The organism is Pararhizobium gei (genome assembly GCF_029223885.1).
Lineage (GTDB): Bacteria > Pseudomonadota > Alphaproteobacteria > Rhizobiales > Rhizobiaceae > Pararhizobium > Pararhizobium gei.
Genome location: NZ_CP119409.1, coordinates 198,069 through 210,646, shown reverse-complemented (window position 1 = coordinate 210,646; position 12,578 = coordinate 198,069). Strand labels below are relative to the sequence as shown.

13 protein-coding genes are annotated in these 12,578 nt (G+C 58.8%); all 13 read right to left on the bottom strand.

Annotated elements, in window-relative coordinates; translation table 11 throughout:
• Positions 1-109: 109 nt before the first annotated feature.
• The 13 genes from PY308_RS00955 to PY308_RS00895 all read right to left on the bottom strand — a co-directional run bounded on the left by PY308_RS00955 (position 110) and on the right by PY308_RS00895 (position 12,569).
• Positions 110-775 (bottom strand): type II secretion system protein GspJ, encoded by a 666-nt coding sequence (locus PY308_RS00955; RefSeq protein WP_275787019.1) that lies wholly within the window; start codon positions 773-775, stop codon positions 110-112.
• Positions 765-1,163, bottom strand: a complete 399-nt coding sequence (locus tag PY308_RS00950) for a PulJ/GspJ family protein (protein ID WP_275787016.1) — start codon at positions 1,161-1,163, stop codon at positions 765-767. Before PY308_RS00950 ends, PY308_RS00955 begins: the two co-directional genes overlap by 11 nt.
• A complete protein-coding gene (locus PY308_RS00945; RefSeq protein ID WP_275787014.1) occupies positions 1,150-1,626 on the bottom strand; it encodes a GspH/FimT family pseudopilin in 477 nt (158 codons plus the stop codon). The genes PY308_RS00950 and PY308_RS00945 overlap by 14 nt, the downstream gene beginning before the upstream one ends.
• Positions 1,623-2,822, bottom strand: coding sequence for a type II secretion system F family protein (locus tag PY308_RS00940; protein WP_275787011.1), 1,200 nt, complete (start codon positions 2,820-2,822; stop codon positions 1,623-1,625). Before PY308_RS00940 ends, PY308_RS00945 begins: the two co-directional genes overlap by 4 nt.
• Positions 2,819-4,384 (bottom strand): GspE/PulE family protein, encoded by a 1,566-nt coding sequence (locus PY308_RS00935; RefSeq protein ID WP_275787010.1) that lies wholly within the window; start codon positions 4,382-4,384, stop codon positions 2,819-2,821. The genes PY308_RS00940 and PY308_RS00935 overlap by 4 nt, the downstream gene beginning before the upstream one ends.
• Positions 4,385-4,446: 62 nt before the next feature.
• Positions 4,447-5,256, bottom strand: coding sequence for a hypothetical protein (locus PY308_RS00930; protein WP_275787009.1), 810 nt, complete (start codon positions 5,254-5,256; stop codon positions 4,447-4,449).
• A 53-nt stretch (positions 5,257-5,309) separates the two neighbouring features.
• Entirely contained in the window at positions 5,310-5,744 is a 435-nt protein-coding gene (locus tag PY308_RS00925; protein WP_275787006.1) for a hypothetical protein, read from the bottom strand.
• An 80-nt stretch (positions 5,745-5,824) separates the two neighbouring features.
• Positions 5,825-6,415: a type II secretion system protein GspM gene (gene gspM / locus PY308_RS00920; protein ID WP_275787003.1), complete on the bottom strand. Its 591-nt coding sequence runs from the start codon at positions 6,413-6,415 to the stop codon at positions 5,825-5,827.
• Entirely contained in the window at positions 6,415-7,434 is a 1,020-nt protein-coding gene (locus PY308_RS00915) for a PilN domain-containing protein (RefSeq protein ID WP_275787000.1), read from the bottom strand. The genes gspM and PY308_RS00915 overlap by 1 nt, the downstream gene beginning before the upstream one ends.
• Complete coding sequence (gene gspG, locus PY308_RS00910) at positions 7,421-7,882, bottom strand: type II secretion system major pseudopilin GspG (RefSeq protein WP_275786997.1); 462 nt, start codon at positions 7,880-7,882, stop codon at positions 7,421-7,423. Before gspG ends, PY308_RS00915 begins: the two co-directional genes overlap by 14 nt.
• On the bottom strand, positions 7,879-8,382 hold the full coding sequence (locus PY308_RS00905) for a prepilin peptidase (RefSeq protein ID WP_275786995.1): 504 nt from the start codon (positions 8,380-8,382) through the stop codon (positions 7,879-7,881). The genes gspG and PY308_RS00905 overlap by 4 nt, the downstream gene beginning before the upstream one ends.
• 4 nt (positions 8,383-8,386) lie before the next feature.
• Positions 8,387-10,303: a type II secretion system secretin GspD gene (gspD, locus tag PY308_RS00900; RefSeq protein ID WP_275786992.1), complete on the bottom strand. Its 1,917-nt coding sequence runs from the start codon at positions 10,301-10,303 to the stop codon at positions 8,387-8,389.
• A gap of 646 nt (positions 10,304-10,949) precedes the next feature.
• Positions 10,950-12,569, bottom strand: coding sequence for a dihydroxyacetone kinase subunit DhaK (locus tag PY308_RS00895; protein WP_275786990.1), 1,620 nt, complete (start codon positions 12,567-12,569; stop codon positions 10,950-10,952).
• Between the last annotated feature and the right edge of the window lie 9 nt (positions 12,570-12,578).

Genomic DNA, 12,578 nt, shown 5'->3' with positions numbered 1-12,578 from the left:
TGCACAAATTGCGGAAGTCATCCGCCCGACAGGAGCTTTCGGGAACAAGGCAGCTTGGCACCGTCCCAAACCGTGAGACATCAGATAGAGCGCGAACCTCCACGAATTGTCATTGGGCCAGAATGGCAACGCGGCGCGCAAGAATCAGTCCGCTTTCAACTCTCGACTGAAGCTCGACCTGAACAGCAACCGGGAGCTGGCCGGATGCTCGCCAGCTATCCTGCCAAACGCGGGGCTCGCCCTCCTTGCCGGCCAGATAACGAAAGCGGATGGTTTCCGCGCCACGGTATAATTCTTCCGCCTGTGCTGACATGCTGTCATTGACAGGTGGCCTGTGCTGCCAGACAAGCCGGCTCACTATAGGCGGCGTTGCTGACCCATTCAGGCTATACTGGGCCTCCACGAGGCGACGAATGTCAAAACCCGTCCTCAAAACAGCGACAAATGTGACTCTGTCGGAGGAACCAACCAGGGAAACCGGATCTTCGCCGCCCCTGTGAAGCAAGGGGAGATTGAGCGCGCCGCCGATTTCCGCTGCCATGAAGTCGGCAAGGGTGTCGAGTTCCGCCTGCCGGAGCGCCCGCTGCTCGACGTGCCGCCAGTGCTGCATCTGCCTGATCGTGCCGAGCATCATGGCCGACATCAGGGCTGTGAGAACGAGCACGACCAGCATTTCGATCAAGGTGAAGCCGGCCTGGCTCGAAGCTTTACGGGCGATTTTCCCCCTCCGGCGCCTGTCATGGCTCGATCTGACGCGTGGGTTCCTATCGGTCATCGCGCACCGCAGCGACGGGCGCCACCCGGAAAGTCACGTAGCGCCCGGCAGACTTGCCGGAGGCCGAGACGATTTCGACGATCAGCCTTTCCACGATCACGTCCCCGAACGCTGCACCGAGATTGACCGGCTCGACGCGAACCGTCGGTCGCAATCCATTTTCTCCGCGGCCGTCATTTTTCGCGTGCTCAGGTTGGGTGATATCGTTGCGCGCCAGGATCTCTTCTGCCAGCAACGCAGCGTTGCGTGCCGACTCTGCCGCGGCAAGAGCACCAAATGAAGAAGACAGCGATTGATGTGCGGCCACGAGGGCTGCGGAGAGAATGACAAAGGCAATCAACACTTCGAGAAGTGTAAAGCCGCTTTCATCGTGGTCATCTGTTGCCATTGGCCGAATACTCGACAAGCCCCGTGAGCCAGTTGACGCGAACCAGGGCCTGCCCGCCGCTGGGAGAGTGAAATTCTATGTCGGCACCTGAAGACGTCCCGTCCGGCTGAAAGACAATCTTGCCGGCATCGCCAGACGCGAGCCTGGCACGTCCCACTGTAACAGACAGCGTCCAAGACGGTGGAAGCCTTATCCTTCTCCTGTCGAAGGGAATCGCGAAGGATTTTCCGGGCACGTCGACTTCGACCGTCTGGTTTTCCCCTGCATTCATGGCGCGATACCGGGCCGCGGTCAGGCTTGCGTAAATCTCCCTGGCAAACTCGACAGGCGGCCTGTTATCCCTCATTCCCCGCAAGGAGAGCGCCGAGATCCCGGCAACCAAGGCAACGATCGTCAGGACGACGAGCATTTCGATCAGCGTGAACCCGGCAGCGCGATCCTTGTCCGCTTCGCGTCTGTTCATTGAAGCGCCATATCGTTGATGCTCAGCAAAGCGTCCATCAGGGATAGAACGATGCCACCGATGGCAAGACCCATGGCAACCGTGACCGTTGGCGTCAGAAGCATCAGCATGCGTTGAATAGCCCTGGCGGTCCCGGAATCTAGCAGGAAGGCGGCGCGTTTCAGGGCGTCGGGAAGCCTGTTCGCCTCATCGCCGACTTCGATGAGGGACAAGGTCGTGGCATCGAACAGGCGCGATGTCCGGGCAACCGTCCGAAGCGGCGCGCCGGCCCCGACACTTTCCTGAATGGCCAGCAACCGCTCGCGATAAGCAGAAACAGGACAGGCTTTCGCGGCAAGACCCAGTGCCCGCTTCACACCGACACCGTTCTCCAGCAGCATTCCCAGGACATAGAGATAGCGTGCGCATCCACGTCTCGATACGATCGAGCCGAACAGCGGCACTTTCAGCACAGCGACCGACAGCTGCCGCCTTCCCGCAACCGTGCGCCCTGCAGCAATCATTGCCGCGGCAGCGGTCACTAAGCCGGCGAGGAGTGTCCAGCCATAGGCTAGGAGAAAGAGCCGCAGTGATGCCAGCATCGCAATGGATGCAGGACGCTTCTGATCCATGCCGTCGAACACCGGATCGATTGCCGGCACCAGTGCAAATGTGATGATTCCGGTTGCGGCCAGCATCATGACGACGAGAAACGCCGGATATACGAGCGCTTCCAGGGCCTCCGACGATCGCTTCCTGTCCTCCTCGAACATCCTTGAGAGAATGGACACGACCTCGCTGAGGCGGCCACTGTGTTCTCCGCTGATCAGCAGGGCAATAGAGGCCTCATCCGCTCCGGCGAGGCCTCTTGCCGCCTCTGAAAATGCCTTGCCGGCGGCCATGGCATCGACGACGGCGGCAATGTCTCCCTTTTTCCTGGTTGCGGCCAAAGCCCTGAGGGCCGCATCGATGGTGAAGCCAGCCTCCAGCAGTATGGACAACTCCGAAAAAAGGCTGCGAAAACCGAGCATGTTCCGCCGGGACAGGGAAAATCGTTTGAAAACATGTCCGCCGGCCGGGCCGTGCTCGCTAATATCCAGCAGCCTTTGACCGCCTTTCGAGACGAGGCGCGCGGCGGCCTCGCGACTGGCGGCGTCTACAGTTCCTTTGAACCGGCGGCCGTCGGCTCCCTGCGCGACGTAGTGATAGAGCGTCATCCATCCACCACAGTGTTGAGAACGCGCGACATTTCATCCCTGGACGTGACACCTGCCTCTACAAGACGCGCCGCACAATCCTCCATCGCCGTCATGCCGAAGCGCGCAGCTTGGGCCCGGATATCCCGTTCGGAAGCGCCGCTCTCGAGAAGAGCTTCAATTTCCGGCCCGCCTTCAAGAATTTCATAAACGACCGTCCGCCCGGAGTAACCCGTTCCTCTGCATTGCCGGCAGGACTGCGGCTGTTTTCCATGGCAGGAGGAACACGTCAACCGGACCAATCGCTGCGCTATCGCGCCGCGAAGCGTGGATGCAATCAGATATTCCTCTATGCCCATGTCCCTCAATCGCGTGACCGCGCCCGCGGCGGAATTCGTATGCAGGGTCGTCAAAACAAGATGGCCGGTCAAGGCGGCCTGTATCGCGATCTGCGCCGTTTCCCGATCCCGGATTTCGCCGACCAGAATAATATCGGGGTCCTGCCGCAGGACGGACCGCAAAGCGCGCGGGAAATCCAGCGATATGGCGAGGTTGACCTGCAACTGCGTTATTCCATCCAGTTGGTATTCGACCGGATCCTCGATCGTGAAGATCTTCACGTCCTCCCGATGAAGCATGGTGACAAGAGAATAAAGCGTTGTGGTTTTTCCGCTTCCCGTCGGCCCTGTGACAATCAAGATGCCATGGGATGACGATGCGAGTTTTTCGATTGTCCCGCAGGCTTTTTCATCGAAACCCAGCGTGGCCAGATCGGTGGATACATTGAGATTTCGCAAGATGCGCAGGACGATCGTTTCTCCGTGCATGCTCGGAACGACCGAGACGCGAAAATCTATCTCTGATCCACGCATCGACAGCCGCATTCTCCCGTCCTGCGGAAGGCGGCGCTCCACAATGTTCAAGCCGGACAGGATCTTGATGCGCGAAATGATGCCGGGCAGCATTGATTTCTGCACAGTTTCACTGCGCGACAGCACGCCATCGCGCCTGTAACGGATTTGCACCCGGTCGGACAGCGGTTCGATATGGATATCGGTTGCGCCGATGTCGAAGGCATTCTGAGCCATCCTTGCCACCAGATTGATGATCGGGGCTTCGAGGGCAATGTCCTTGAGACGGGAGACGTCCTGCTCAAGAAAAAAATCGTCCTGATCCGCCACCCCGTGAAGCGTGTCAGCAGATGCAGAAATCCTCTCCAGCACCGCCAGCAGACGCTTTCGGGCGACGATCCGAAACTCCACCTCCCGATCGAAATAGTACCGCAACATCTCCAGAAGAGGCTCATCGGTCGGATCGGCCAGCGCCACGACAATCTTGTCGCCTTCGCCGGATACCGGCATGGCGCCCTGCGCCTTCGCAAAGTCGAGATCGAATGTTTCGAATTCCGCATCCAAAACGAAGGGCTCGGGCATCGTCATCATCACGATGCCGAAATGCAAACTCAGTCGTTCGACCAGCGCCTCCTCGGTCAGAATACCCAGTTCTGTGACAACGACATCAAGGGGAAGAGAACTCGACCGCATGGCGGAAAACAGCCGGAGCGCAGATTCGGGCGAAACCACGCCGCTTTCTTGAAGATGATCGATAAATCCGCTGATGAGCGACTTCGTGCCGGTTTGCCGCATTATAGGAGCCCGATCAATTGTTGCACCGGCGCCTCACAGGGAATGGTGCCGCTGTTGGGAACACGCAGATCCATCAAATCGCCAAAACCGATTTCCTTTTCGACGATCTTCGGGATTTTTCCGTCCTCGAAGGAATTATCCAGCATGATCCTCGATTGAAAACCTTGCGATTGGCCGGCTTTGAATTCTGCGAGTGTTACAAGCGCAAACATCGACGAGCTCGCGCCTTCTATTAGGAAAACAGCATTTTCAGGCTTCAAGAGTTGCTGCTTCAACGCAGGCGGCGCTTTTGCAAGGCTAACGCTATCGGTGCGATTGTAGACCGAAAAAACCGCATTGGCGGGTCCGCCTTTGACAGGCCCGACAGGCAGAAAATCGCCGATTTCCGCGAGATTTTCGAATGGCGCGCGTTTAGGGTCAAAATCCGCTTCAGGCTTCTCGCCTGAAAATTCGGGTTCACGATAGTGTTGCGCGCGCAGGGACAGCATCTGCGCCTGGCTGTCGTCATACCCCATCGCAACAAAACCGGCGCGAAGCAGATCGCCACTCGCGCTGTTGAGCCCGATCAGGCCATTTTGATCCTGATGATGGATGTAGAGGACACGGTCCCCTTGCTCGCACCGTTGCCATGGCGAAAGAAGCGTTTTATTGTGATAGCCGAGGGATATGAGCCTGGAAAGGTCCGGGGCCAGGAATTCGAAAGCTACTTTGCGAATGTTGTAGCTTGATGAGAGTATCCGCGTTCGGCTCACGATCGCCAGAGGCGTGACCGCGGCCGCGATCAGAAGAATGAAGACGAGCGTCGCCACCAAACCAAATCCTTCATTCCGATCCGAGCATGGTGAACTCATGGGGCGATGTGTCATCTGTTTTCGGGGTAGAGCGACAGGGTGACTCTGGAACTCTGATCGTTCTCTCCGACAAGGTCGATTGTTTCGGCCGCAATTTTCGCAACCCGCCATCCCGAGATGACATCGTCTTCATGGACCCAGGTGCTGTCGTTGCTTTCTTCCATGACGACGAGTGCCGCTGGCCTTTGCGAACTGTGTTCGGTGCCGAGCAGCTTCACCGGTGGTCGCTCAACCGCGGCAACCGGCTCCTCCTCCGGAAATTCTGGCGGAGCAGGTTCGGCTTCGACTTCGTTTTCAGGGAGCCTGGCCGGTTCGAACGGCTTCCTGTCGGGATAAAACAGTGGTCGAGTTTCGATTTCGGAATCCAGTGGTTGGGATGGCGCAGCATCTTGCCGCGCCGGCAAGTCGAGTGCGGCAAACGTGAAATCCGAGGCTAGCGGCGTCATCGGCGCCTCCCATTGCCAGGCAGCAAGAATTGCCCCTATTCCGCTGCACAAGCCGGCAAGCGATATCGCCCGACGAAGCATTACGGGCGACCTTTTGCCGCTTCGGAGGCGCTCATCGCGCCGAGAAAGCTCACTGTGGCCGTCAGTTCTACCGGCACGTCTCCTTGATCCGCAAGTTGCTGATAATTGGAGTGAATCATCACCTGCCTGATCAGCAGGCGTGGGCGATTGCGCTCGATGGACGCGATTGTTCTGTGAACCGTTTCAAGGCTCCCGGACAGATTTATCTTCAGTCCGACCATCCTTACGCCAGCCTCAGGATTTTCAACGATGTTGCTGGACGAGTTGATCTGCCCGCCATTAGCCGACACAACCTCCTGGATCCAGGATTGCAGCGCCGCGGTGACGACAGCCTCGTTTTCCCCCCGCAGCAGCTTGGGATCGTCGAGATTTTCCGGAAACAATTGCTTGCGAAACGACGCCCCGGCCGTGGCAATGGCGTGAAGTTTTCCCAGTGTTTCACGCTGAGCCTCGATCGCACGCACATTCTCCCAAATGCCCGAAAGGAAGGCAAGAGCCGTTGTCATTGTGATCGCGGCCGCCAAAATGGTGGCGAACACGGCAGCCAGTTGCCGGCGTCGCGGAGGCAAATTCATCAGTTCCGTCAGCATCAGCCGCCCTCCGACTGGAAAGACAGAGCGAAATGTTCAGCCTGAAAGCCCGGAATACGGACAACGGGCGAGGTGAAGCGCGCCTGCCGAAAGGCCGGGCTCGTCTCTATGGCACTGATCAATGCGGCTGGTTGTTGTCCAAAGCCGGTGATTTCGGCAACGCCGTCCTGCAGGGAAAAATCAGTCAGGAACGCGGTATCGGGAACAACCCGAGTGAGTTCGCTCCAAAAAGCGATCACACTCGCCGATTCGGTCTGCCGCGCATCCAAGGCTCTCAGTTTTTCGATCCTGGCACTATATCGATCATATTCCTGACGGGCCGAATGCGCGTTTTTTGTTGCTTCCTCTATTTCTGCGCTCAACACTGAAGAAGCCTGCGAGGACTTCTGTTCGATGTGAACCAGGCCAAAGGTCCACAGCAGCACAGTCAGGACAGCCATTGCCTGCCACAAAGGCAGACGGCGCCTTGTCGGCAGACCGGCAGTTTTGACCGGAACCGCTGCTCCGGTTGCGCCCGAACCGAACAGAAGCCGGTCGATTTTCAGGGAAGCGATGGTGAGTTGCCCCGCAATGTCCTCCACGATGCCGTTTTTCAAAATGTAGAAGACAGCCCCGTCTTTCTGCTGCGGTGACACCACGATCCTGATTTCAGCCAGCGTGAAAGGCGTTCGGGTAATGACATCCAGCTCCGCAGCCCGCTCCAGTCTGGAATGGGGCAAGCGCCGGTCAGAGATGACCCGTTTCAGAAATTGATCCTCGTCTAAAACGAGAGTGACGGGGATCCTGCCGAGTTCTTTTGAAAGGCCGAGTGCCAGCAAATCCTGACCAAGTTCATCGATCGGTCGGGTCGGCGAACCATCGAGAGAAAAGCCGGCCTTCGATATGACCACTCGCGGTCCCGTCGGCGATGCGCGACTGACGGGCCAAAACGTCCGCATCTCCTCCCGCCACCACAGGAAGAAATCGTGAAATGCGGAGAACAGCGCAGCGAATGGAAAAGCCGGCTTACGGGATATCATGATCCTCGCCTTCACCGCCTGCTTTGCCGTCGCGTCCATAGGAGACAATCTTCAAAGGCATTTTCGCGTCCGGCGCCTGATACTGATAAGGCTTGCCCCAGGGATCCTGCAATGTGCTCGCATCCTTGAGATAAGGCCCGTTCCAAACCACGCTAGCGTCCGGCCGCACCGAAAGCGCAGCCAAGCCCTCTTCCTGGCTCGGATATCGACCCGTATCCAGAAAATAAAGTTCAAGTGCAGTTTCGATGTTCTTTACCTGGACCCTGGCTGTGTCGGTGCGCGCAGACCCGAGATAGCCCAGCACACGGGGGGCAACGATGGCCGTTGTAAGGCCGATGATGGCAAGGACGACCAGAAGCTCGACCAGCGAAAATCCGGCCTGTCCCTCATCCCCCCTCTCCCTTTTCTGCCGAAAAGCCAACCGCTTTTTCTTTCGGATTAAATTCATGCCTGCACACTTTCCAAAACGATCAACGGGATCGAATTCACCTGGCAAATCCATGCCAACATCAGACCGGATGCGAGAAACGGACCAAACGGAATTTTGTCGTCAGGCGCACCTGTCGCGACAAGGGACCATCGTCGGATCAAGGCAAAAGCGAGCGCCGCCAGGCTCGATGCTGCGAGGAAGGTCGGAAAGCTGTCCAGGCCAATCCAACAGGCCGCCGCAGCCGCCAGCTTTACATCGCCCATGCCGAGGCCGATGCGGCCGCTGATGTGAAAATGAGCCGCGCGCACGCCGGCAAAGCAACCCGCGAAGACCAACACGCCGATGCCTGTCCAGACCGGGTCGAAGCTGCCGAGCGCCCCTTGAAACAGCAGCCCGGACAAGGCCAGCAGAATGTTGCAGCGGTCCGGAATAATAAATGTCCGTGCGTCGATGACGGCAATCACGGCAAGCTGCAAAGCCAGGACAGTAAAGGCAAGGTTTTCCAGGGCGATCAGCATCCGTCTATTCCGCCAGCCGTATCAAGTCGCGCCGCATTCGCGCACCGGGCTTGTCGCTGCGCCCGAAATCGAACTGCTGGCGAAACTCATCGGTGACCTGTCGCGCCTCCTGCTGGTCGCGAACGATCCTTGGGCGAATGAAGATGATCAGCTCGGTGCGGTTGATCCCGTCGGTTTTCGATTTGAATGCATTCCCGAGAATAGGAATGTCTCCCAAGACAGGCATCTTTCGTTGGTTGAGCGTTTTCTTCTCCTGGATAAGACCGCCAAGAGCGAGGCTCTCTCCATCATGAACGACAACCCGTGTCGATATCTTCCTTTGCTGGATCGTCGGGGAGTCGATGCCCGACGTAGTCGTCGCCACGACATTGCTGACTTCCTGCTGGATATCGAGCATGACGCGACCTGAACTGTTGATCCGAGGGGTCACGCTGAGGATAATCCCCGTATCCTTCATTTCCACGGAATTTATGACGATTGCGTCGGCCGACGACGTATTGTTGCTTGTCTGCGTGACGATCGGCACCTGATCGCCGACCTGGAGTTTTGCCTGCTGGTTGTTGACGACCATCAGATTGGGGGAGGAGATGACCTTCACCTTGGTCACGCTGGAAAGGGCTGAGAGCGCCGTTTGAGCGTCCGTCGCCACATGAGTCCAATTGAAGCCGGGGAACGTTGCCGTGACCGCACCAGAGGCCAAATCCGACAGACCCAGCGCGTTGTTGCCGTTTTCAAGGTACCAGCGCAGCCCGAACTTGAGTTCGTCGTTCAGCGTCACTTCCGCAATGACCGCCTCCAGAAAGACCTGTGTCGGGAGAATGTCCAGTTGACGGAGGATCTGCTCGATCCTCTGATATTCCCGCGCCGTCGTCGAGATCAGAAGCGCGTTGTTCTCGACATCGGCGACAACGGAGGGAACGCCGCCGCTCACGGGCGCGGCGACCTGCTCCTGCTCCACCTGAGCCTCCGGAGAATAATCGATGCCTTCGGACTGCATGGTCTCCGCCACGAGATCCGGCGCCACCGCTGAGGGCCGGGCTACCTCGGCGCGGGGCCGCGCAGTGGCCAGCACATTTTGGAGAACCTTCGCGAGTTCGGCTGCCGGACGGTTCTGGATCTCGTAGACGAACAATTGCTCTTCGTTCGTCTGGGCAATCTTGTCGAGCTTGGCGATCCAGGCTGTCACCTTGTTGAGATAGGCCGGACGGGATGTAATCGCGAGGATGGCGTTCAACCGTGTGTTGGGAATAAAGCGAATGGTTTTGGAGTTTGGCCCGCCGTCGACACCGAAAACCGAATTGAGCTCTTTCACCAGTTCCTGCGGCTGCGATGTCTTCAAGGGATAGAGGGCTGTTGACATACCCTTCATCCAGTCGACATCGAAGACGGACACCGATTCACGGATCGCTGCCAGTTCGCCGTTGTTGCCTGCGACAACGATGTAGTTCCGGGCCGGATCGGTGCGGAGAACCGAGCCCTTCTTGCTGACCTGCTCGACGATATCGCGCATCTCGTCTGCGTCGATATATTTGAGCTGGATGACCTGCACCTTCATGCCCGGCTCGCGGCTGGGCAGACGCCCTCCGCTGATGATGACATTCGACGCCGTCGCTTCGGAAAGCGGCACGATTTCGTATCGATCCGCTTTCTTGACGATTGCCGCGTCGTTTGTGGCAAGCGATACTTCGAGAATATCAAGCAGACTCTGCTTCGACATCGGGCTGCTGGTCTGCAGGGTAATATTGCCGGAGACTTTGGGATCAACCATGTAGGTGTAACCCATAATGTCGCCCAGGATCTTCTTGGCGACCAAAGCCACCGGCGCATCGACAAGATTGATCGTATAGCCTTCCGAGCCGTCCGATGCAGGGCCGCTGGTGATCGACGCCGCAGACTGCCCTGTAAAGTCGCCGCTGCCCATTTGAGCGAATCCGGCTGGGGACGTCATCGTGTCTCGCTTGCCGGAAATGGTTTTGCTGGCCGGGTAACCGCGGACACTCTGTGTCTGCGGTCGCTCGACGCCTTCCACTAAAGACGTCCACCGATCATCGCCATTTTCGGAAGCGCATCCTGCCAGCATGGCGCAGACCATGCTGAAAACTATCCGAATTCTAAGCACCCCGGCCCCTCAACTTATGCTAGAGATACCCTATATGCTGGGGACCGAATGGGAAGGGGATGGCGGTGCCGGAAGAGCTTTCCCACAGTATTATGTTTGTCGTTTATTGAACAGTGCCGCCGCCTTATCGATAAAGCAGGCGAAGAACAGGGCGCGAGCGGCCTTCCTTGCGTCTTGATAGTCCTGCGTTTCCAGGCGGTTCTTCCCATATCATATCTCGCGCGGCGTCTCCATCCGCGAAATAGACGGCACCTGTGGTGATTGATCCAGTCCACGACAGTAGAGAGATAGACGAAGCCCTGGCCCTCGTCACCGAGCCGAGCTCCAAGCCTCGCCGGGTTGCGCCTCGGGAGCATACTGGGCCGGCAAAGTCTTTGAATGACCTCACCGCTGCCGGTAATGCCATGACCGTCATCTTTACAAGCAAGGCATGATCAGGCTTACCGCGTTACCTCGCCAGATGCTCGAACAAGCGGGCCACCGCTTCGGCACCCGGGTCGGCGTGACCTTCCAACTGCTTTGCATTGATGTACACGGCACGCCCGGCCTTGGCTTTTACCAGCTTGGCGGTTGAGTCAGCCCCAATGCGGGCTGCCATTGCCGCAGCCTTGATGCCGTTTTCGAACGCGTCCAAGGCCGGGCTTAGCGCGTCGATCATCGTGCGGTCTCCAACGGAGGCGCCGCCGATCTCCTGGATGCGGGCAAGTCCCGCCTTGAGGGCATCGCGCATGGGCAAGCCGCTGGAGGCACCGTCACCGGCGGCGGCGAAGAAGATGGCGAGGAGCACGCCGGAGGAGCCGCCCATGGTCTGGCTGAGTTCGAGGCCTATGGCGCGGTAAAGCTGGGTCTGATCGGACAGGGGCAGGCGGTCCATCGCCTTGATCAGCGCCCGCGCCGCGCCTGCAAGGGTCGACCCGGTATCGCCATCGCCGGATTTGGCATCCAGCGCGTTTAGATCCTGTTCGGCGGATATGAGGACATTGCAGCAGTCGATCAAAAATTTACGCGTCGGCTGATGATCGGACGGCAGCGGCGTGATCGGTTTCAGGCCGTCGGGCAGCGCCGTAACGGCAACCGGGCTCACGGCGTGGAGTCCGGGCCAGGCGGCCAGCGTCACCGTCTCTCCCAAAGCATCAAGATCAGCCTTCCCGGCCGGGTAGAGGGAGACCGAGAAGCCCTGCATGTCGAGTGAGGTCATCATCGGCGCCGGGCCGACGACATGGGAGATATGTTTGCCGATCTCCGAATTCAGCAACTCATGGGTCAGCACGGACATTTCCAGAACCGACGTGCCGCCCAGATTGTTGATGAGCGCCACATGCGGCTCCTCTCTTATGGTTGGCCGGAGCTTGGCCGCGACGGCCGCCATTGCCGTTTTTGCGTCCGTGAACGCGACCTGCTCGATTCCCGCCTCGCCATGGATGCCAAGGCCGAGTTCGGCCATGCCTGCAGGAATCCGGTTTTCCTTTGGCGAGCCGGGCACGGTACAGGTGTCGAGAGACATGCCGATGCTTTTCGTGCCAGCGATGACACGCTTGGCGGCGGTCGTGACGGTCTCGAGATCCGCACCGGTCTCTGCCAGCGCACCGGCAATCTTGTGCACGAACAGCGTACCGGCCACCCCGCGCGGCTGCGGCAGATCCGGCAGGGCGATATCGTCGTCGACGATGACCATGCTGACGCTGAGGCCGAAGGCGCGGGCGCGCTCGGCGGCCAGGCCGAAATTCAGCCGGTCTCCGGTATAGTTCTTGACGATCAGCAGGCAGCCGGCGGGGCCGGTGACCGCGAGGATGCCGGCCAGCACCGCATCAACGCTCGGGGATGCAAAGACATCGCCGCAAACGGCGGCCGTCAACATGCCCGCGCCGACGAAGCCGGCATGGGCCGGCTCGTGGCCCGAGCCGCCGCCCGAAACGAGCGCCACCCTGGACTTGTCCCAGTCGTTGCGGATGACGACACGGATATGAGGGTAGCCATCCAGGCGGGCAAGCATGCCGCCGGACGCAGCGAGCAGCCCATCGATCGCCTCCGTGACGAGATCTTCTCTTTTGTTGATGAACTGCGCCATTGGTCGCTC

Coding starts and splice junctions, on each gene's coding strand:
- PY308_RS00955 (WP_275787019.1), bottom strand. CDS start 775: ATGACCGATAGGAACCCACGCGTCAGATCGAGCCATGACAGGCGCCGG.
- PY308_RS00950 (WP_275787016.1), bottom strand. CDS start 1,163: ATGGCAACAGATGACCACGATGAAAGCGGCTTTACACTTCTCGAAGTG.
- PY308_RS00945 (WP_275787014.1), bottom strand. CDS start 1,626: ATGAACAGACGCGAAGCGGACAAGGATCGCGCTGCCGGGTTCACGCTG.
- PY308_RS00940 (WP_275787011.1), bottom strand. CDS start 2,822: ATGACGCTCTATCACTACGTCGCGCAGGGAGCCGACGGCCGCCGGTTC.
- PY308_RS00925 (WP_275787006.1), bottom strand. CDS start 5,744: ATGACGCCGCTAGCCTCGGATTTCACGTTTGCCGCACTCGACTTGCCG.
- gspM (WP_275787003.1), bottom strand. CDS start 6,415: ATGCTGACGGAACTGATGAATTTGCCTCCGCGACGCCGGCAACTGGCT.
- PY308_RS00915 (WP_275787000.1), bottom strand. CDS start 7,434: ATGATATCCCGTAAGCCGGCTTTTCCATTCGCTGCGCTGTTCTCCGCA.
- gspG (WP_275786997.1), bottom strand. CDS start 7,882: ATGAATTTAATCCGAAAGAAAAAGCGGTTGGCTTTTCGGCAGAAAAGG.
- PY308_RS00905 (WP_275786995.1), bottom strand. CDS start 8,382: ATGCTGATCGCCCTGGAAAACCTTGCCTTTACTGTCCTGGCTTTGCAG.
- gspD (WP_275786992.1), bottom strand. CDS start 10,303: ATGGGCAGCGGCGACTTTACAGGGCAGTCTGCGGCGTCGATCACCAGC.
- PY308_RS00895 (WP_275786990.1), bottom strand. CDS start 12,569: ATGGCGCAGTTCATCAACAAAAGAGAAGATCTCGTCACGGAGGCGATC.